The following is a 20030-nucleotide window of genomic DNA, read 5'->3' as shown; positions in this document are numbered from 1 at the left end:
CCGGGAGTGCGGTGCCGCTGGTCGGCGCTTTATATCTCATATATACTATAGGTGAAATTTCACCCTAATGTCAAGAGGCGAATTGGTTAAATTGCGGATCAGAGAGTTTGCTGCTAGGGAAGGCTGGACGCTGAAGGAAGTAGCCGATCGCTCTGGAGTATCCTACAATACTGTTAAAAGTTATGCCCGATCGCCCGGTATGGCAATGGCTGACATCAGTGCTCTGCTAAAATTGGCCCGGACGTTTGATGTGTCGATCGAAGAATTGTTGGATTTTGTGGAACAGTAACAAATTACACTTAAAATAAACCAGCGCTACCAGCGCCAACCAGTTCGGCCTCGCAGGGACGATCGACTGTGGGCCCAAGCAACAGATTCGAGAGTTGGCGGATGGGACAGGGCGAAGTCTGAAAGAGATGATATATTCTCAGCGGCAATTGTAGCTGTTCGATCGCCCATATCGGTCTACAATTTTTAACGTTGAGCCTTATTGAAGTGCAGGAGTGGAGCTGGCTTGGATAACGCTAGTCTGTCAAGAAAACCCCCGCAAGCCTCGGAGCTTGTCGCCGACGAAATTCCAGAAGCAGTGCGAGACCACCCATACCCAGAAGCAGGGCAGAGTCAGTCTAAGAAAAAAGGGCTGATTTGGAAACTGCTAGGGTTGGCCGCCTTAGCCTTTGGGGTCAGCATCTGGCTGCACCTCAACTTTAACTTGTTCCCCGCCACCAGTCAGGCCGAGCAAACTCAACAAGACTCAGCGCCGACAAGTTCCGCGTCTCCGTCAGTCGCGAGTCCAGCTACCACCCCAAAAGTCCCCGCAATCCCAGAAAACCTGCTGGGACACTTGCCCTACCCAGAAGCACCAGCCAAAGACTTGGTAGGCGTCACCTCCGACGGTAGCGTCAAACTCCGCTCCTCAGCAGCAGCAAAATATCAGGAAATGGTCAACGCCGCCGCCGCATCAGGCATCTACTTCGCTCCCATATCCGGCTTTCGCTCCCTGCAAGACCAACAGCACGTATTTTTTGACGTGAAAGCCGAACGCAGGCAAAACGCCAGCAAGCGAGCCGAAGTCAGCGCCCCACCAGGTTACAGCGAACACCACACCGGTTATGCGATCGACATCGGCGACGGCACCGCCCCGGAACACAACCTCAGTCCCAGTTTTGAAAATACCGAAGCATTCAAGTGGTTAGAAGCCAACGCCGTCGCCTTCAGCTTTGAAATGTCCTTCCCGAAAAACAATCGCCAAGGCGTCAGCTACGAGCCTTGGCATTGGCGGTTTGTGGGCGACAAGCAAAGCCTCGAAACTTTCTACAAAGCTCATTCGATGAAAAAGTAGAAGTCAGTTGACAGTTGTCAGTTGACAGTTGACAGTTGACAGTTGACAGTTGACAGAAGGAAGGCACTACACGGATTAACACGGATACAAGGATAATAGACTTTCCCACTCCCCCGCTCTCTCGCTCTCCCCCTATCCCACATTCCCCCACTCCCACTCTCCGTTGAGCCAAACTCGTGATTGCAATCTATCCAGGCAGCTTTGACCCCATTACCTTCGGTCACGCAGACATTATCGAGCGGGGATCTAAACTATTCGATCGGGTAATTGTTACCGTAGTCAGAAACCCCAGCAAAACCCCTCTCTTCACCGTAGAGGAACGGATCGAGCAAATCCAGCGCTCTACTCAACACTTGCCAAATGTAGAAGTAGACAGTTTTGAGGGTTTGACAGTAAACTATGCTAAGATTCGACAAGCCAAAGTGCTGCTGCGGGGGCTCCGGGTATTAACAGATTTTGAAATGGAACTCCAGATGGCCCACACCAATAAAACCCTTCTGGGTGAAATTGAAACAGTTTTTTTGGCAACTTCTAACGAGTACAGCTTTTTAAGTAGTAGTGTAGTTAAAGAAATAGCCAAGTTTGGTGGCTCCGTAGATCATCTTGTTCCGAAACACGTCGCCCTAGATATTTACAAATGTTACGCCAGCAGGAACCAACTCGCATCGAACCCGACACTACCGGACGCGGCACTGAGAACGAATCACCTCAGAACACAGCCACCTTCGGAGACCCCACCCGAACCGCAGGAGTAGACATCCAGCGGGAATTGAACAGGCTTGAGGAAATTGTTCTCGACAGTCCGCGAATTCCCATGACCAGACGCACTCTGGTGGATGAAGAACAGTTGCTTGATCAGTTAGACTTGGTGAGGCTAAATTTGCCGATCGCCTTTCAGGAAGCCGAGACGATCATCCGGCACAAGGACGACTTGCTTCAAGAGGCGGAACTTTACGCTCAGGAAGTGATAGAAGCAGCAGAACAGAGAGCAGCAGAAATTTTAAACGATATGGGCTTGCTCCAGCAGGCGAAGATAGAGGCAGATCAGTTGCGACAGCAAGTTTTGCTCGACTGCGAGGCAATTCAGCAGGCCACGCTGGCGGAAGTCGAACAAATTCGCTACCAGGCTCAAGAGGAATTGGAAGAGATGAGAGTCAGGGCGATGGCTGAATGCGAGGAAATTCAAAACGGAGCCGATGATTATGCCGACCAAGTTCTCGATAATATCGAGCACAAGTTGAGCGATATGCTGCGCGTGATCCGCAACGGGCGCGATCAGTTGGATAGTGTTTCTGCGTCGCACATCCATCACAGCAACGGTTAGCCAACAGTGAACTCATTGCTTGAACATTTCTAAAAGTCTACCTAATTTAGGTAGATTTTTTTTCGCAATAGTCTCTATAGTCTTTATTCCTCAGTCCCCGCCGTCGGTGACTTATTTTTGCCGACATAAGTTTTGTGAAGATAGGAGCAAATATAAAATTTTATGCTAGAGTTTGGTGAAAACTCATCAGACAAAAAATTCCTAATTGGGTTCCAATTTTTACAATCTAATTTTTACCATGCAAAAAGTTTCTAATCGGTTCGCTGAATTTGATTTGATCCGAGCTTTAGCAATCGTCAGTGTGGTGATTACTCATGCTGGGTTCTTTACATTTCGTGACCGCAGAATTTTATTTGTGGCGATCGATACATTTCAACTATTTTGCGTACCTGCATTTTTACTGTTGAGCGGTTTTTTTCTCAGCAACAAACTGGAAAATCAAAATAATCCCGCACTGGTAGTCAAAAAAAGACTGTCAAAAATTATACCCCCTTATCTGTTTTGGTCAGTAGCTTTGTACATCTTAAATAATTTGGGAGAAATCCAAAAATTTGATTTCCTTTCATTACTCAGAGATATCTTGACGGGTTCAGTGATGCCTCCCTATTACTTCATCGTTGTGATTGTTCAATGCTACGGCTGGTGGTGGCTGCTAGTGAAATTCAGAGTTTTAGAACCCAGAAAAGTTTTGGCTTTGGGCTTGACAATTCAAACAATTTTTACAATATTCTTCTACTTAAGCGCTTTCCAATACATATCAATACCTCTACCTTTGATGGAGCGCTGGATTTTCAGTTGGATTTTGCCATTTTCAACAGGTCTATTTTTGGGCAGCTCCTATGACAGAATTCAACCCGTTCTCGAACGGATGAAAATGCCAATTTTAGGGGCAACAATCCTTTTTTATCTAGCTAGCATTTGGGAATTTTACCTAAAAAGTGGAGTTAATTCGGACGCATGGTTTCTCCGATCGTTTTTTAAACTATCTGCTCAAGGATACGCAATTTTCTTCGTATTGTCGATCCTCGCATTTTCTAAGAATATTGCACTTCCCAGTAGAGTGTCTGGGTTAGTCAAAATATTGGCTGCTTACTCATTCCCTATATATCTGCTGGATTCGACAGTAGTGAAATATGTCTTGTTAGTGTTTTATAAGTTTATTGACCCGGTAAATCCGCTGCTGAAGCTCGGCTTTTTAGTTACGGGGACTTTGTTAGGTTGTTGGGCGATTATTTACCTGTTGCAGAAAGTTTTGCCGCCAAAATACAGCCAATACATTCTTGGAATTTAAGCGGATTTTGTGTTCAGCGGATGTCTTCATAAAACTGCTTGAGATCCCTTGGGGAAACGCCAAAACCCCACAAAAAACCAATCGAAAGATAGATCGCAATAGCTTTAAATTCGCCCCAAGTTGCAACTCGACGGTCGCTACTTTCCACTACCCGATTGACTAACTTAAGCCTCCCCCGTCGCACTAACTTCAAACACAAATCCGCTTCCTCCATAATTGGCAGCGCGGCATCGAAACCAGCGCATTCCCAAAAATCAGTACGGCGGCAAAAAATAACTTGGTCGCCAAACAGCAGCCGCAATCCTTTGAAAAATAAATGAGGTCGAAATAACAGCGGCGCGTAATAAGTTTTCAGGTAATTGTGGAGGGAAAAACCCCATCTTGTTTGCTGCGAACCAGCCATCAGGGAGATAAACCCGCCGCCGGCAATTTCGGCATCGGACAATGTTTTCTGGATGACTGCTACAATGTCGTCGGGAACTAAAGTATCGGCGTGGAGAAAGCACAGAATTTCACCGGTGGCGACTTGAGCACCTAAGTTCATTTGCAGGGATCGTCCGGCTATACTGCTAGAAATAACGCGGATGCCGGCAGAAAGTGCGATCGCCGCTGTTTCGTCTTGACTGCCACCGTCTACCACCAACACTTCCCAAGCGGGAGGATTAAGAATGCTGAGTTGGCGGAGGGTGCGTTCCAGACAAGTCGCTTCGTTGAGGGCTGGGATGATAATAGAAACGCGATCCATCTGGTTGAAATTTATGCCAAAGATATTATAATAAACAACTGTGGCGATTCACAACTCACGAGAAAATAAAACTTACGCGCACAGATTCAAAAACCCGTGTCTGCCTGTGAACTCGTCACGAAACATCCGATTTTCTACAGAAATTGGTTTTTTTGGCGTCATTCCTATAAAATCACGCAAAAGTGCAATCGCCATCTATATTTTCCACTAATCAGGACAGAGAAAATCGTGCAGAAAACAGCAGTAAAAAATGATTTAGAATTTTATGAGGAAAATGCCGATAATTGGTGGGACGAAAATGCTAAAATTTATGCCTTATACCATCTAAATAAACCCAGATTTGAGTTTTTCGACAGACACGCGACTACTTGGCAAGGGCTGAAAACCTTAGATGTCGGGTGCGGCGGCGGCTTTTCTTGCGAGTTTATGGCCCAGAGAGGTGCTATTGTTTCTGGAATAGATCGATCGGACAAATGTATTGTAGCAGCTCAAAATCACGCAGTTACCAGCGGTTATGAGATTGACTACAAGCAAGGTTTTGCCGAAAATATGCCCTACGACGACAATACCTTTGATGTTGTAATCTGCGTGGATGTTTTGGAACACGTGGCCGATTACAAAAAAGTTGTGTCTGAGGTTCACAGAATTCTCAAGCCTGGGGGACTGTTCTTTTTTGATACAATCAACCGCACTTTTTCCTCGCAAGTTGTGATGATTGGGCTGATGGAAAATATTTTGCAGGAAATTAGGCGGGGCGTTCACGATTGGGAGAAGTTTATTACCCCCGAGGAACTATCTGTGGTAATGCAGGATATTGGTTTTGGCTATATTGAAATTAAAGGTTTTGATATGTTTGGAGAAATTGGCGCTATGTTAGCCGCAATGTACGGGTTTTGGGAAGATTTTACACGCGGCAAGCAGGTGTTTCCTTCGGCGGGTATTTTTAAACAAGTCTCTCAAACTCTAACATCTAATTTCGCTAACTATATAGATTACAAAAAATCAGGGTTGTTTAAAATCCAAATTAATGAGGATAAGTCGATTATGTATGTTGGGGTTGGGGCAAAGAAGTAGTGTGTTGACTGTTGACTGTTGGCTGTTGACTGTTGGCGGTGGGCTGTTTGTTAACTGTTGACTGATGTAGAACTTACGGATAAAGACTAAAGAAACCGGGTTTTTCATTAGTGTCAAAAGCCGGGATGCAATATTTTCGTCCATCAAACCCGGTTTCTGCGTAAGTCCTATGATGACTGATGAGTGTTTTAATAATTAAATGAGAACTATTAGCAAGTATTTGGCGGTGAACCGAATCGCCAATCGCAGTTTTTTTGACCCAAATGACCGCACCGTCTCAATTGACGGGTACAAACGCTGCTTTTAAACCCAGATACACAGCCCACTGCAACAAAACTTAATGTTGGGCTATTGACAATTTATCTAGATTGCATGGTAGCTTATTGAATATTAATTGCAATAACTGCCGGAAGTTAACAGTACCTGGAGGTCAATCACCGTGACAGCAGCAATAGTTTCCGCGTCAGCCTCGCCAATCAGCGACGGACAACCAGCCGACAGCCAAAAACTGATGAGTTTGGGTAAAAATTCCGAAATACCTGACCTCGATAACTTTAAAGATGTAACCATCACCGTCTTAGAAGGAGTGGGAACTCTCACGGTGTGCAATCAAAAAGTCACTTTAACACCGGGAGTATTTGTGTTTGTACCCGCCGGCATCCCGCGCAGTCTAAAAGTACAAACCACGCTGAATTTGTTACTAATTGACTGCGAACCAGACCCCGATTTGAGTGAGTCAGCTTGGTTAATGAATTTTCAACTTTAAGCAGATGAAAAAACAGTGTCCTTGCTGCCTTGACTCCCTAATTTCTCAGGTTCGCCACAACCGTGTCTACTGTTTTTGTCTGAATTGCAGGCAGGAAATGCCAAATCCTGACTCAAAAAAAACAACCCTCAAGCACTATCCAATTTCACCTTCGGAGTAACAATGTCGAAATCAATTGGTCTTTTCTACGGAACTACAACTGGGAAAACTGAGTCGGTAGCTGAAATGATCCGAGATGAATTTGGTGGCGATATCGTGACCTTGCACGATATCGGCAGCGTTGAAAATGATGATTTTGCGGAATACGAATCTCTGATTATCGCTTGTCCGACTTGGAATATCGGCGAACTGCAAAGCGACTGGGAAGGCTTTTGGCCTGAACTTGATGATATTGATTTTAGTGGCAAAAAAGTAGCTTATGTGGGAACTGGCGACCAAGAAGGCTACCCGGATAATTTTATGGATGCAATGGGGATTTTGGCTGAAAAGATTTCTGAACAGGGCGGTGAAACAGTTGGTTATTGGCCGATAGATGGCTATGATTTTAATGAGTCTAAAGCTGTAGTTGATGGCAAGTTTTTGGGTCTTGCTATTGATGAAGACAACCAATCCGATCTGACGGAATCGCGCATCAAATCTTGGGTATCTCAACTCAAGAGAGAATTTAGCTTGTAGACTTCACGGTAGGGCGGGTTTGGCAATTAGATGATGTGCGAAAATCAAATTACGCACTCAACGCGCCCCCAAAATTTAGCAAATACAGCGGTTCTCAAAAAAGTGAGGTATGCCCTATGCCCTATAGTACCTCATATTTGTGAGAAAGGCTATAAATTATAATTGTGAATAACTCGATATCCAACTTAAAATAAATGAAGTTTAGTTCAAATGACGTACTTTGGTTAAGTGTAAGCCCGAGTTTGCAATTCTTCGATCGATCGCTGCTTTCCTACTTAAATGATTCTGTACCAGTGCAGATATGGGAATACCAACAAACTCAAGACGAAGCTTGTTCTTGAGATATGGCTGTTGAACTTTTGCACGATTTTTTAACATTGCGCGATCGCCCAATTCATCTCATTGGCCACAGTACCAGCGGATTAGTTGGTTTAATGTATGCGCGCCGCTATCCTCACAAAGTACGTTCTTTGGGACTTTTATCTGTGGGTTTGCCATCTGCTATTAATTGGCAAGCACATTACTATACGTATCTTTCAGCTTTTCCCCGGAGTCGCAAACAAGTTTTGAATCAAATAGTAGGCGATATGCTGGGATGCCAAAATCAAATTATTAATCAAAAATTTATATCATATTTTGAGGATGACTTAGCCTGTTCTCCTTGTCCTCACTCCTTATTTAGGATTAGTAATTCCCACGATGAAGGTGTAGAAGTACCTTTGTTAATATGCAGCAGCAAAACAGATTTTCTGGTATCTCCTGTTGTCATGCGTCGCTGGTCGAAATTTCTTAAAAAAGGCGATAGGCTTTGGGAATGTCAAGACGGTAGACATTTCTTTCACCACTTCTATCCAGAACAAGTGGGCGAAAAAATCCTGAACTTTTGGCTATCTGTACACAGCCACCAAGCAATTTTAAATTTTAAGTTTTAGGTGAAGCTTGCTATTCCTTGTTCAATTTACCGAAACTTAATGTGGCAAATACTAGATTAATTTCCGTAATTCCTGGCAATTTTTGCATACAGGCTTCGACTTTTTTGGCGCAGTTGTCACCGTCCATGCTGCCAATTTTATTGGCTAGGATTTTGAGCTATGGAGTTTGAGTTATCCTCAGTCTCTTTTTAAGATTTTAGAATAATTGTAAAAAATATTTAAAATATATTCAGATGTTTGAGTAAATGGTAGGCTAATTTTATTGGATTTGTCAATTAGTTTTTGTGAATAAACTGCAGAGACGGTCTTAACGCAGAGGAAGGTAAGGGTAGATTAAACAGGAATTATTGACAACGATTATAAAATATTTTAACATCTGGTTAACAAGCTCAGCCTTAGACGGGGCTGAAGGATACTGAGTACCGATCGAATTTTAATGACTCGCCCGAACTCCTAAAATAGCGATCGAGCAAGCATATATACTTAAATGTTAGGGCGGACAGAGTGGCATCGCCCCTACCGATTCACAATTTATCAAGAATTATGCCAGCAAGTTTTCTGCCAAAATCGATCGCACAACTTACAGAATCTACCTCAATTGCCTTAGCCCAAAGCATTCAACAAGCAGCAATTACAACTCCCCTATCTTCTGGACCAATTGCCACAACCTATGTGCGCCAAGGCAGTGGCAACACACCAATTTTGCTAATTCACGGCTTCGACAGTTCCTTGTTTGAATTCCGCCGCCTGTTGCCACTGCTGGCGGTCAAAAATGAAACTTGGGCGGTTGATTTATTGGGTTTCGGGTTTACAGAAAGATCGGCTGGTTTGGCATTCAGCGCGAGGGCAATTGAAAGTCACCTTTACTATTTTTGGAAAACGCTAATTTCGCAGCCTGTAATCTTAGTCGGTGCTTCAATGGGAGGTGCAGCAGCAATTGATTTCACTCTCAATTATCCAGAAGCTGTAAAACAATTAGTGTTAATAGATAGCGCAGGTTTTGCCATCAGTTCTAATAAGGGAAAGTTTTTAATTCCTCCTTTAGGATATCTGGCAACTTCATTTTTACGCAATCCCAAAATTCGCCAGCGAATTAGCGTCAATGCTTATTTCGATAAAAATTTGGCTTCTCAAGACGCTCAAACTTGTGCTGCTTTGCACTTGGAAATGCCCAACTGGAATCAAGCTTTAATTGCGTTTACCAAAAGCGGCGGTTACGGAGGTTTTGGGGAAAAATTATCGCAAATTCAGCAGCAAACGCTGATTTTGTGGGGAAAACAAGACCGGATTTTGGGGACGGCGGATGCGGAAAAGTTTGCCAGGGCGATCGCAAATTCTCAACTAATTTGGATACCCGACTGCGGGCACGTTCCCCACTTAGAAAAGCCACAGATTACCGCGCAACATATTTTAGAATTCATCACAAAAAGCGGACTCACGCAAAAAAATTAAACCTAGGGTGCGCTGCGGCGCACCTTATATATATGTTATATATATGTTTTCCCTTGGATATTTGGTATAGTTTGAGGTCAAATAGACAGGTTTCAAACTTTCGGCAAATACTTTTGTACGATCGTCCATCCTGTGAGCAACACAGTCACAAATCCCCCAAACAAGGCCAAATTAGTGCCGATGTGGAGGGGGCGGGCCCAAGGATGTTTAGGGCCAATTTGCAGCCCGCTTCCAACAGAAACCAACACCAAAGCCACAACAGCTAACCCCGCCGGTAAATGAGCCGAGTGACCCAAATTGCCGTAGTATCCTAGCGTACCGACTACACCAATTCCCAGCAGTAAAATTACCAAAGTCGCCATCCCCGCACCAGTGGCTAAATGAAAGGGACGCAGCCATTTTGGGCGCGGTTGTTTGGTACTCCTAGCGGCAAACATCCACGTTCCAGTAACGGCCAGTAACAAGTAAGCCAACAGGGAAACACCCATTGACCAAGCCGCTATTTTCCACAACCACAAGAAAGAAGGCAGATTCATCGGTTGCATCCCTAATTAGGATTTTCCACAAAAGGTTTCTTTCCGATTTTACCTGGACTTGAAAGCAAAAATGAATTATTTTGAGAGAAAGTGCGATCGGACTATCCACAGATTGCATCAGTCTTACCTTAAAGTCAAACCCACTTTCTCCGATACTCAGCTTAATTTATGCTAGAGATTGGTCGCTCACCTTTTTAGGAGCCACCTTTCCATTCTAGCTGGCTGGTTTTGCTCTCCATGAAAGGCATTTTATAAAACCCTAATTTTTGTTCTAAGATTAACCGGAAAAAAGGCAGACCTTCAATCAAATATCTTTTCCACAACCTTCTCGGTTCACTTAACAGTCGGTACGCCCATTCTATGCCGACTTCGCTCATCCATTTGGGAGCTCTGGCTTTGCAACCAGCTTCAAAATCAATGGTTGCACCTACGGCTAAGAAAATTTTGACGTGTGTTAATTTGCTCCTGTATTTAACCAGCCACTTCTCTTGCTTGGGCGCTCCCACTCCTATAGCGAGAACAGTCGCTCCTGATTTATTGATCGCGTCAATTATTGTTTCACATTCTTCCTCGTTTTTTTCAAAGCCAAAAGAAGGAGAAAGTGCTTCAACCACTATTTCTCTACCAATTTTTTGGTTAATTTTTTCCTGGGCTTTCTTAGCAATACCTTCAGCCGCTCCTAGCAAAAATATTTTAATTTTCTCGTTATCTTTGTGATACATATAAAATGCAGGGAACAAATCAGAACCAGAAATCTTTTCTTTGAGAGGAGTACCCAAAAACTTGGAGGCATACATCAATATTTGACTGTCGCAGACTCTATAAGTAGATGTATTGTAAGCTTCATAGAAGTCGCGGTCATACTGCAACTTAATCAAGTGGTCTACATTGGGTGTAAATACGACACCACCTTCGCACTCGAGTTTTTCAAATAACTCTGTGATTGACAAGTTATCTATCGAGACATTCAATAAATTAACTGTTTTCATTTATGATGCCCTTCCCGCTTTATATTAAACTACAACCCAAACTATTATAACCCACAATTCAGTTTCGTGTTTTAACTACCTGGGTGCTTCAGTGAACATACTTTTCTCAGTATATCCTCCTACACCCTGCCTGTCTAGTGAGGATTTTTAAAGATTATGTAAAGAATCAGCTCGTTTTAGAAAAAGTGTATAAAGCCAATTTTTAAGTTTATAAGTCGCAACACAGTTTCAAGTAAAAAGCCATCCAGTGCTAATACTTGTTAAAGCATTGCATATGAATGTAAAAAAAAAGAGTTTATGAGATTAAGAGTTTAACCTAGTGAAAAATATCTGGCAACTTCCGAACTGGATTTCATCCAAAAGTGGTAGATTTTTTAGTTTTTGTCTCCAGGGAAGGCAAGCTAGTGTCAAGCTTGCAGTGAAGCAGCGATCGCCTTCAGGAAAATCATCCTGATTTTTGGTGAACCAGCGCCTGTCTTCTTGGTGGCGAACTGGTTTTCTTAGCCTTAAGACTTTCTGGAGCTTTTAAGACGAGACCCGATATTCCTCCAGCAATCAGCGCAAAAATCGGGTTAGTCATAGCATTCAAAACACAGTCAAACACGTACATACTTAAGGCTACTCCCAGGGTGGCAGCAGGGGCTACTTTGGGATTAGACCAGGTTCTGGCGGGATATTTGAACAAGCAAAAGACGATAACCGGAAGTAACATTGAAGAAAATAAACTAACTAAACCGACTGCACCGTTGATGCCAAATGCAATAATCCATAAGCTGTCGGTGACCGAGATATCATCACCGAACTCGTTATACACGCGGTTTCCGCCGGAATCTCCCCAGCCAAACATAAATCTTTGCCGCGCCTTTTCCCCCAATATCTCTTCATTGTCAAATCTAAACTTCAAAGAGGCGGCTCGTTCTTCGCCAAATATTTGATTAATGAATGCAACCACGTCTTGGCTCGAAAATTGACCCGATGCAGCTATGTACAGATAAAACACTATATATCCAATTATCAAGAGCAAGGGCAAAGAGGTGCGAAAAAACTTGGCAGAGAATAATACGAGCAACGCCATTCCAAATAAACTGTAGGCGCCAGTAGAACGGCACAGGAAAAAAGCGATAGTTAATATAATTGCTAAAGTCTTGATGTTACGGCCCATAAACTTTTTGAGCGTCCCAGTTTGCCACAGCCAAACAGCAATTAAGGCGGCTGTCATCATCCACAGGCCCACCATCAAACCGTGCTGCATAAACACTACTGGTCTCCACCCCCCCAAACGCCTTGCTTGACCCCAGTCCTCAAAGGCATTGACGCCGTAAATCATTTGGTGCAGAATTGGGCCCCTAACCCCTTCAATTAAAGTAAAAGGAATGTAGGCTAACCCACCTGCAAAAATCCCGATCGCCAATTGTCGCAGCCCGTCTAAACTACCCACATACAAGCGTCCTAAAAAATAAGGCAGACCCCAAGTAACGATTTGGTTGATAGTCGGAGAAATCGGGCTGCCACCATTACTAACTTGTGAAATAATTGGACACAAACAGTAAATTACCATTGGCACGTCCAGCCAACCGGGCTTAAAAGAGGTGAGGCGCGCAGTATCGTAGATCAGAGTCCCCAGCAAAATCCCGTAGCAAGCTGCAGAGATTTTGGTATACGGTGGCAATGAGGGGATGGGATAAGAAGCTTGCGGTAAAAAAAGCCACGCTGCTACAAAACTTATAATTACCGCCCGCTGAGCCGGAAACCTCACAAACAGGTAACAAACGACTGGAATAAAGCCGAACATAGCCAGTGGGATTAATGCAACCATAGGTCTTTTTTGGCAGTAAAATTGTAGAAAGAAAACTCCAATTGCCCGATAAAAATTCTCGATTAAACGATCGCCCAACCCCACTCTTTTAAATCAACCTCAATTTTACATCTTGTTCGTTAATTGTGCCTGACGTTCCACAGCAGTGTACAGTGCGGCCTCGAAGAGATTAGTTGCATCCTCCCAAGTATAATTTGTTGCCGTCTCCAAAGCTGCCTCGGACATTGCGCGCCATTCGGCATCAGGCAACTGACAAATCTGCTCGATCGCTTTTGCCATATCCTCTGGGTCTTCTGGCTTGACAAGTATGCCACCCCCGCCAGCAAGTAGTTCCGGAGCCGCACCAGCAGGAGTGCCGATCACTGGAGTGCCACAAGCCATAGCTTCTAAAATTGGCAAGCCGAAGCCTTCGGATCTGCTGGAAAACAGCCAAGCATCGCATTTGCTGTAAAATTCTTTTAGTTGGTCTTGAGTAGGTTCCTTATTATACTCAGTATCCTCTGGCATTAAATGGGGAAGAGGACTATCGTCGCCGGAACTAAATGCAACTAAACGAAGGTTAGGAATTTTTTTAGCAGCTATAGACAAAGCTTTCAGGGCAATATCGCAGCCTTTCCAAGGAGTTGTAGTATAGTACATCCCGACTGTAGGAACTAATTGCTTGCCTCGCGGCTGCTTCGCTCGCGACTGGGGGTCGTAAAACTGTTTGGTGTCCACCGTAGGAGGGACGAGAGATACAGACAAATCGCCGTATTCATTCCGAGCTATGTCGGCCAGCCACTGGGCCACAGCGATTTTGTGCATCGGCAGCCGCCAAGTTGCCTCTACTCGACCTTTTGGTACGTAGTCAAAAGCCTCATAATGTTGGAGAAAATATACTTTCGCTCCTTTGCTGGGAGAGAGTTTTGCCACCCACTCGGCAGTTTCCCACCAAGTAGCCATGATAATGTCGGCATCAGGTACGTCCAGGTCGGTAATTGGACGGTTGGTTTCGAGAACTCGACTTTCGACATCCACTTTGTCAAAGTGAGACTTTTGTGTCTTGGAAGCGGACAGCCAACCCCTACCCCTCAGCAGTGATCGCAATTGTTGGAGCAAAGTTGGTTGCGGCACGGGCATAGACACGATAAATATTTTGTGTCCTCGCTTTTGCAGCAGTTCTGTGTAGATAGATAACACCCTCATACCACCTGTAAGGCTCAGGGTAGGAAGGACAAAAGTAATTTTCATGAATAGATGCTGAAGATTGATACTGGTTAAAACTCCTCCATAACAGCAAGTTCGCACTTACCAGCCTATTTTTGGCTTTTCTGCGGGGTGCGGATCTGTGCTGGAGGTGATCGTAACTCGATAGTCGAGCCGATCTTAACTTTGTCGTCAGGGACTTTTCCCAATTACAAATCGGGAGATGTTTGATGACAAGACAAGTTTAACCGGTAACGGAGCCAGCCTTAAAACCTCCGTTGCCCTCTAGTTAAGATTTGGGCAGATCAATTTATAACCTGTATTCCGTCGTCGCTGCGGTCAGAATTCGTGTCGAGACTGCTGCGTAGAAAACAGGACACAGGCGATTTTATTTGTAGCAGAAGCACCCCAGCAAACGATATTGAGTTTCTCCCCAGAATCCGGCGCCGAAAACGCCCGTAGCGCCGAATTTCAAATGGCAGCGCGGCACTTAGCATCCAACCAGAATTTTTTTGTCCGCATAGTAGGGAGAAAAGCAATCTATGTTAACCTCGCGGTTTTTAGATTTGTCTACAGCAACTTTCAATGCCGCTTCAAAATGAGCCGTGGCATCTTCCCAAGTATAATTGTTTACCTTGGCATAGGCGGCTTCAGACATGGCTTGCCACTTGGAATTTGGCAACTGACAGATAGACTCTATGGCTTTTGCCATTTCTTGGGGATCTTCTGGTCTTACAAGTATGCCAGTACCGCCGCTCAAAATTTCAGGAGCAGCACCTGCTGGGGTACTGATGACGGGAGTGCGGCACGCCATCGCTTCGATAATTGGCAAGCCGAAGCCTTCTGAGCGGCTCGCCAGCAGCCAAGCATCGCATTTGCTGTAATAGTCTTTGATTTTGTCTTGGTCGGGTTGAATTACATACTCGGCATTGGCCGGTAGGGGCAATTCCGAGGATGGGGCATCTACACCGAAGGCAACCAGACGCAAGTTGGGGATCTTTTCTGCTGCTATGGAAAAAGCTTTGAGGGCGATGTCGGTTCCTTTCCAGTAGATTGTAGAGTACATTAGGCCCACTGTAGGAACCGATTGTTTGTTGCGAGGACAGGCGTAAAATTGTTTGCTGTCCACGCTAGGAGGAGCTAAGGAAACTTGGTCATCGCCATATTTAGTCCTAGCTAGCTCAACTAACCACTCAGAGATCGTAATTTTGTGCATGGGCAGCATCCAAGTTGCTTCTACTCTTCCTTGAGGTAGATAGTCAAAAATTTCGTGGTGCTGGATAAAATAAGCTTTTGCTCCTTTGCTAGGAGAGAGTTTGGCTACCCACTCGGCGGTTTCCCACCAGGTGGCAACTACTACGTCAGCGTCAGGTACATCTTTGTCTTCTACGGGGCGGTAGCGATCGGTAATTTTGTGTTCTACACCTAAGTTATCGAAAAATGAGGGTTCATTTTCAGGTGGGGAAATCCAACCCCCTCCCCGAAGCAGCGACTTGACTTGCTCGCGCATACTCGGCTGGGGAGTGGGTACAGAGATGACGAACACGGAGTGTCCTCGCTTTCTCAAAAGTTCTGCGAAAATAGATATTACTCGTATTCCACCAGTCAGAGACAGAGTAGGAAGAACAAAGGTGATTTTCATTTTTAAGTCCCGCTGACGACTTTAACTCGCTCTCGGCGCTGCTAGCAGCGCTGATATTAGAGCCCAAAAGGAAAGAGGGGCGGGTGAATATTAATTACCGCTTTCCTGGTGTTTACATAGAATCCAACTGATCGACTGTTCGCAACACCCCAACATCTATCTGCCAAAATATCACTGTCATTGCATTGATGATAAGGATTGATTTGATCGCGAAACAGTTCCTAGAGGGATAATTTTCAGGTCAGCGAAAGTTCCTCCTGAAGATAGATTCCTCATCAAATAGGAGCTTTGTTCGCGACAAACACCAAGCTAGACAACACGCTCTGTTAAAGATAACATCATTTACGATCAAACAGATAGAGATGTACGGGAAACCGAATATCAGCAAACTTTTAATGTGGGGGATAAAGGTAGCATTAACAACAATATGCAGTAGACAGACATCGCCTTTGGCAAAATTTTATACTCGATTCAAGAGGGGAATTCTTACATTGAGAATGTTGATTGCCTCATTGAACCAACAGAGCTAAATACCAATCATTGGTTGTGGTTTTTGGGTAACTGTGCTGTCGGTATTGCTTGATACAATATCCTATTTGGTCAAGATTCAGAGATGGTGGTTTTCTCAGATACCAGCAGGGGCGCGATCGCGCGAATGACCGTTGTGAACGCGCGAATGAGGGGAGAAACCCTGTTTTTCAAGCGATATCCCTAGCCCTCAGTTGTCGTATGTTCCTGAAAAAACCTGGTTGAGGCGTCCACTTTTTGAAAAAATAGGTTTCCCAATCGTGCTACAGAACATAGAGTTTCACCGATATAAATTTAATTAGCTGCCTGAGTTTTAAATTTGTTAATAAAAGGCGATCGCATGAAAAAGTTCCCAAAAGACACTGCCACTGCGGGGCAGAGTATATGTAGCGTTCCTGCCCAATTCCTGTCTAAGTAATTACCGTAAAAAAGATCCTACGCAAATTATCAAATTATCCTAGAAAGATCAAAGGAATACTCAAGGTTGAGCCGCCTATATGGTGCAAACCTTGACTCCTAAGCAGTAGCAGCAACTTCGTGGTATGTATCAAACGATTTCGCGTACAAAAAATTTCATGTTATGAAAGGATCATTTTTCCTAAGTTTGCAATTCCAGATGACAATCGGTGTGCTGTTGGGGCCCGGCCGCCGATGATTGTAGCGATATGTTGGCCACTTTTCAAGCAGCTAAAATTATGTGATCGCCAGCAAAACCCAACCTAGAATTAAAACCAGATGCCTTAACGAAAAGCATCTTCCGGTGGGAAGATATGAACGGTCGATTATTGCACAGCATCAGTCAAGAGCTCAGTACAATCAGCATCAATGCCAGCAAACACTTGTCGCTGCTAGTTGGCATCAACCGCAGCTATAGCCACATATACCTTGCCGAATCTTAAAATTTATCAGGGTACATTATCGCCCGTGGCAGTGGCACGCCGCCGGGATGATGGGGGGAGAGATTAATCTGGAGAGTGAGTTGGGCAAAAGGTCAATTTTTACTGTAGAATTGCCTGCGATTGTCGCTGAAAAAGCAGCTAGTTAAAGAGAATTTGCCAACCAATAGTTGCTAGGGCTAAATCTGCGATCGCGTGGCTGATATAACTCGACCAAAGCGAACGGTAAGTCACATAAGAGTGCGACCAAATTATCCCGGCGGCGAAGACAGCTAATGAACCTAATAGCACAGCCTGCCAGTCGCTGTAAGCTGCTATTACAAAAATGTGGTGGAGGGTGAAAAATAGCGAACTCAGAAATATTGCTTTTGTGCCCGGTATGAGAATCTGGCACTTGTTGCAGACAAACCACCGCCAAGTAAATTCTTCAATCAGCGAGTTAACTAGCACAAAATATGCTTCTACAATCAAGTAAATAGTAGGGCTGCTAATACCTAATTGGTACGATTTTTCTTTAGCAACTACAGGATCGATCCACTGCTGACCGAAAAGGCTATAGATACCCAGAATTACCGCAAACATGAATATTCCCCAAATAGATCCAGCCAGCAATTCTTGGCGCTTGGGCAGGGATAAACTGAGCTTTTTGCGATCGACAAAAACAGACCACGCGATCGGAAAAACCAACAACCAAACTTGACAAAAGACTGACAGTGTTTGTCCCCAGCTTCCAGGGGCCATATACAAGGCTGCTATGATACCGATACTAGCTGCAGGGACAAGCAGTGTTAAAGCCAATAGTGCTGAGTTGCGATCGCCCATGTCCAACATTTTTCACGCTTCATTACAAAATTGGATTAATACCAAAGGTAAAAAATTGCGACGACGGAGAGATTATACCCTTTTCAAGAAACAATGCAACTGTATGCCCAAATTCCCAACCCTTATGCAGTTAGTCATTCTCAAATTTTTAATATAAAATCTAGAAGGGTATGAGTTTTGTGCCGCTTATAAAAGTGGCGCTTATTTGTTGCAAATAAAAATATGCAGTTGCACAAAATTGAAGACTCCGCCGCGAAAGCTGTTCCGGTTGTAACAAAATCTTTATTCAAGGACAATTTGAGAATATATTTGCATTTGCGGCTCTAAATACCATAATATAATCTAATCCCTAGTAGCTGTGTATTTTGGCTGAATGACGATCGCAATTGATTTTGGAACTAGCAACACCGTCGTCGCTCGCTGGAATCAAGTCCTCCAGCAGCCCGAAACTTTGAAATTACCGGGATTGTCGGCAATCTCGGCTCAAAATCCGCCCCTAATTCCCAGTTTACTCTACGTTGAGGACGCTGCTCAAAGTAAAGTCATACTCGGTCAGCAAGTCCGCGACAAAGGCCTTGATTTGAGTGGAGATTCTCGGTTTTTCCGCAATTTCAAGCGGGGAATTGGCACTTCAGTTCAGGGTTTTGTGCCGGAAATTGACGAGCAACTTATTACTTTTGAACAAGTAGGTGAGTGGTATTTGAGCCAAATTGTAAACTCAATTCGCGAACTGCCTTTGCCGATCGACTCTTTGATTTTTACTGTGCCGGTAGATAGTTTTGAAGCTTACCGCCATTGGTTGGGCAAAGTGTCACAATCTCTGCAAGTAGAACAGGTGCGGATGTTGGACGAACCTACGGCGGCTGCTTTGGGTTACGGTTTAGCCGATCGCGAAAATTTGTTAGTCATTGATTTCGGGGGTGGCACTCTAGACCTTTCTTTAGTGCGTTTGGACGCTTCCGCCGACAAAAAGCCCCTCGGTTTTATTCTTAAGTGGGGCGAAAAGTTATTAGCTGAATCTTCAGCGCAAAAAACAAAAGTTGCCCGGGTTTTGGCTAAAGCCGGACAAAATTTAGGCGGTTCTGATATTGATAATTGGCTAGTTGACTATTTTGTTCAAACAAAAGGGCTGGCAAAATCTCCGATTACAACGAGATTAGCAGAACGGTTAAAGATTCAGTTGTCTTTAGTAAATCAGGCTGTTGAGGTTTATTTTGATGACGAAAATTTTGAGAGTTACGAATTAGAATTAGGCAGAACTCGTTTTGAATCTATCCTCGCGGAACATCAATTTTTTGACAAACTAGACGACTGCATGAATCAAGTATTGCAGCAAGCGCGGCGCCAAGGCTTAGAAATTGGCGATATCGATGCAGTTTTGCTAGTTGGCGGTACTGTACAAATTCCCGCTGTCGGGCGTTGGGTGCAGCAATATTTCGATCCGGCAAAAATTCGCTGCGACAAACCCTTTGAGGCGATCGCCCAAGGTGCTCTGCAACTGAGTCAAGGCATAGAAATCAAAGATTTTCTCTATCACAGTTACGGCATTCGCTACTGGAACCGCCGCGACAATTGCCACAGTTGGCACAGTTTAATCAAATCCGGCCAGTCTTATCCGATGAGCGAACCCGTAGAATTAGTCTTGGGAGCTTCTTTAGAAAGTCAGCCAAGTATAGAATTAATTATCGGCGAATTGGGAGCGGAAACTGGCGGCACGGAGATATATTTTGATGGCGACAGACTAATTACTCGCCAACTCGCGGGCCAAACATCGGTACAGCCCCTAAATGATAAAGAAGGAGCCCGCAGCATCGCTCAATTGACGCCACCTGGGTATCCGGGGAGCGATCGCATCAAAATCTTCTTCCGCGTTGACGAACAGCGCTTTTTACGCATTACGGTGGAAGATTTGCTGACAAATGAAACTTTGTTAGAGGATAAACCCGTGGTGCAGCTAAGTTAAGAATAGCTTTTACAGGTAAGGTGCGCTTCGGCGCACCCTACGGATTGCGTTC

General features: G+C 44.4%; 21 protein-coding genes. 13 read left to right on the top strand and 8 right to left on the bottom strand.

All coding sequences use genetic code 11. The features are described from left to right. Positions 1 to 67: 67 nt before the first annotated feature. The gene (locus tag QUA07_RS21450) at positions 68 to 289 is read left to right on the top strand and encodes a helix-turn-helix transcriptional regulator (protein WP_333228694.1); all 222 of its coding nucleotides are present in this window, start codon (positions 68 to 70) and stop codon (positions 287 to 289) included. 26 nt (positions 290 to 315) lie between these two features. On the opposite strand, the gene QUA07_RS21445 is transcribed toward QUA07_RS21450, so the two are convergent. Further along, positions 316 to 459, bottom strand: a complete 144-nt coding sequence (locus QUA07_RS21445) for a hypothetical protein (RefSeq protein WP_333328961.1) — start codon at positions 457 to 459, stop codon at positions 316 to 318. A gap of 55 nt (positions 460 to 514) precedes the next feature. Here QUA07_RS21445 and QUA07_RS21440 point away from each other — a divergent pair, with 55 nt between their 5' ends. From QUA07_RS21440 to QUA07_RS21425, 4 genes are all read left to right on the top strand, one after another. Beyond that, on the top strand, positions 515 to 1342 hold the full coding sequence (locus tag QUA07_RS21440) for a M15 family metallopeptidase (protein ID WP_333328958.1): 828 nt from the start codon (positions 515 to 517) through the stop codon (positions 1340 to 1342). A gap of 176 nt (positions 1343 to 1518) precedes the next feature. After that, positions 1519 to 2097 (top strand): pantetheine-phosphate adenylyltransferase, encoded by a 579-nt coding sequence (gene coaD / locus QUA07_RS21435; RefSeq protein WP_333081908.1) that lies wholly within the window; start codon positions 1519 to 1521, stop codon positions 2095 to 2097. Continuing rightward, positions 1980 to 2666 carry a DivIVA domain-containing protein gene (locus tag QUA07_RS21430; RefSeq protein WP_333081909.1) on the top strand — a complete coding sequence of 229 codons (687 nt, stop codon included), beginning with the start codon at positions 1980 to 1982 and terminating at the stop codon, positions 2664 to 2666. Before coaD ends, QUA07_RS21430 begins: the two co-directional genes overlap by 118 nt. Before the next feature lie 238 nt (positions 2667 to 2904). Next, entirely contained in the window at positions 2905 to 3957 is a 1053-nt protein-coding gene (locus QUA07_RS21425) for an acyltransferase (protein ID WP_333328956.1), read from the top strand. Positions 3958 to 3970: 13 nt separating this feature from the next. Here QUA07_RS21425 and QUA07_RS21420 read toward each other — a convergent pair whose 3' ends face one another. Then, positions 3971 to 4702 (bottom strand): TIGR04283 family arsenosugar biosynthesis glycosyltransferase, encoded by a 732-nt coding sequence (locus QUA07_RS21420; RefSeq protein WP_333328953.1) that lies wholly within the window; start codon positions 4700 to 4702, stop codon positions 3971 to 3973. A 228-nt stretch (positions 4703 to 4930) separates the two neighbouring features. Here QUA07_RS21420 and ubiG point away from each other — a divergent pair, with 228 nt between their 5' ends. From ubiG to QUA07_RS21390, 6 genes are all read left to right on the top strand, one after another. Continuing rightward, complete coding sequence (ubiG, locus tag QUA07_RS21415) at positions 4931 to 5776, top strand: bifunctional 2-polyprenyl-6-hydroxyphenol methylase/3-demethylubiquinol 3-O-methyltransferase UbiG (RefSeq protein ID WP_333328950.1); 846 nt, start codon at positions 4931 to 4933, stop codon at positions 5774 to 5776. A 439-nt stretch (positions 5777 to 6215) separates the two neighbouring features. Next, the gene (locus QUA07_RS21410) at positions 6216 to 6542 is read left to right on the top strand and encodes a cupin domain-containing protein (RefSeq protein ID WP_333328947.1); all 327 of its coding nucleotides are present in this window, start codon (positions 6216 to 6218) and stop codon (positions 6540 to 6542) included. 162 nt (positions 6543 to 6704) lie between these two features. After that, entirely contained in the window at positions 6705 to 7217 is a 513-nt protein-coding gene (gene fldA, locus QUA07_RS21405) for a flavodoxin FldA (RefSeq protein ID WP_333328944.1), read from the top strand. Between the two features lie 194 nt (positions 7218 to 7411). Next, complete coding sequence (locus QUA07_RS21400; protein WP_333328941.1) at positions 7412 to 7558, top strand: hypothetical protein; 147 nt, start codon at positions 7412 to 7414, stop codon at positions 7556 to 7558. Positions 7559 to 7561: 3 nt separating this feature from the next. Further along, on the top strand, positions 7562 to 8149 hold the full coding sequence (locus tag QUA07_RS21395; protein ID WP_333328938.1) for an alpha/beta hydrolase: 588 nt from the start codon (positions 7562 to 7564) through the stop codon (positions 8147 to 8149). A gap of 543 nt (positions 8150 to 8692) precedes the next feature. After that, the gene (locus QUA07_RS21390) at positions 8693 to 9601 is read left to right on the top strand and encodes an alpha/beta hydrolase (RefSeq protein WP_333328935.1); all 909 of its coding nucleotides are present in this window, start codon (positions 8693 to 8695) and stop codon (positions 9599 to 9601) included. Between the two features lie 92 nt (positions 9602 to 9693). Here QUA07_RS21390 and QUA07_RS21385 read toward each other — a convergent pair whose 3' ends face one another. From QUA07_RS21385 to QUA07_RS21365, 5 genes are all read right to left on the bottom strand, one after another. Continuing rightward, the gene (locus QUA07_RS21385; protein WP_333067855.1) at positions 9694 to 10137 is read right to left on the bottom strand and encodes a DUF4079 domain-containing protein; all 444 of its coding nucleotides are present in this window, start codon (positions 10135 to 10137) and stop codon (positions 9694 to 9696) included. Between the two features lie 194 nt (positions 10138 to 10331). Continuing rightward, positions 10332 to 11126 (bottom strand): WecB/TagA/CpsF family glycosyltransferase, encoded by a 795-nt coding sequence (locus tag QUA07_RS21380; protein ID WP_333328933.1) that lies wholly within the window; start codon positions 11124 to 11126, stop codon positions 10332 to 10334. Positions 11127 to 11571: 445 nt separating this feature from the next. Then, positions 11572 to 12942 (bottom strand): O-antigen ligase domain-containing protein, encoded by a 1371-nt coding sequence (locus QUA07_RS21375; RefSeq protein ID WP_333328930.1) that lies wholly within the window; start codon positions 12940 to 12942, stop codon positions 11572 to 11574. 105 nt (positions 12943 to 13047) lie between these two features. Then, positions 13048 to 14172, bottom strand: coding sequence for a glycosyltransferase family 4 protein (locus tag QUA07_RS21370; protein WP_333328927.1), 1125 nt, complete (start codon positions 14170 to 14172; stop codon positions 13048 to 13050). Positions 14173 to 14617: 445 nt separating this feature from the next. Further along, positions 14618 to 15769, bottom strand: a complete 1152-nt coding sequence (locus QUA07_RS21365; RefSeq protein ID WP_333328924.1) for a glycosyltransferase family 4 protein — start codon at positions 15767 to 15769, stop codon at positions 14618 to 14620. Between the two features lie 1298 nt (positions 15770 to 17067). On the opposite strand from QUA07_RS21365, the gene QUA07_RS21360 reads away from it, so the two are divergent. After that, the gene (locus tag QUA07_RS21360) at positions 17068 to 17196 is read left to right on the top strand and encodes a hypothetical protein (protein WP_333328921.1); all 129 of its coding nucleotides are present in this window, start codon (positions 17068 to 17070) and stop codon (positions 17194 to 17196) included. Between the two features lie 138 nt (positions 17197 to 17334). Here the strand turns inward: QUA07_RS21360 and QUA07_RS21355 are convergent, their stop codons facing one another. Beyond that, positions 17335 to 18024, bottom strand: a complete 690-nt coding sequence (locus tag QUA07_RS21355) for a type II CAAX endopeptidase family protein (protein WP_333328919.1) — start codon at positions 18022 to 18024, stop codon at positions 17335 to 17337. A gap of 364 nt (positions 18025 to 18388) precedes the next feature. Here QUA07_RS21355 and QUA07_RS21350 point away from each other — a divergent pair, with 364 nt between their 5' ends. Further along, a complete protein-coding gene (locus QUA07_RS21350) occupies positions 18389 to 19978 on the top strand; it encodes an Hsp70 family protein (RefSeq protein WP_333328916.1) in 1590 nt (529 codons plus the stop codon). The last annotated feature ends 52 nt before the right edge of the window (positions 19979 to 20030 follow it).

The sequence above is a fragment of the Microcoleus sp. T3_A4 genome, assembly GCF_036700465.1.
Classification (GTDB): domain Bacteria; phylum Cyanobacteriota; class Cyanobacteriia; order Cyanobacteriales; family Microcoleaceae; genus Microcoleus.
The sequence above is the reverse complement of the archived record's forward strand: the minus strand, read 5'-3'. Positions and strand labels throughout refer to the sequence as shown.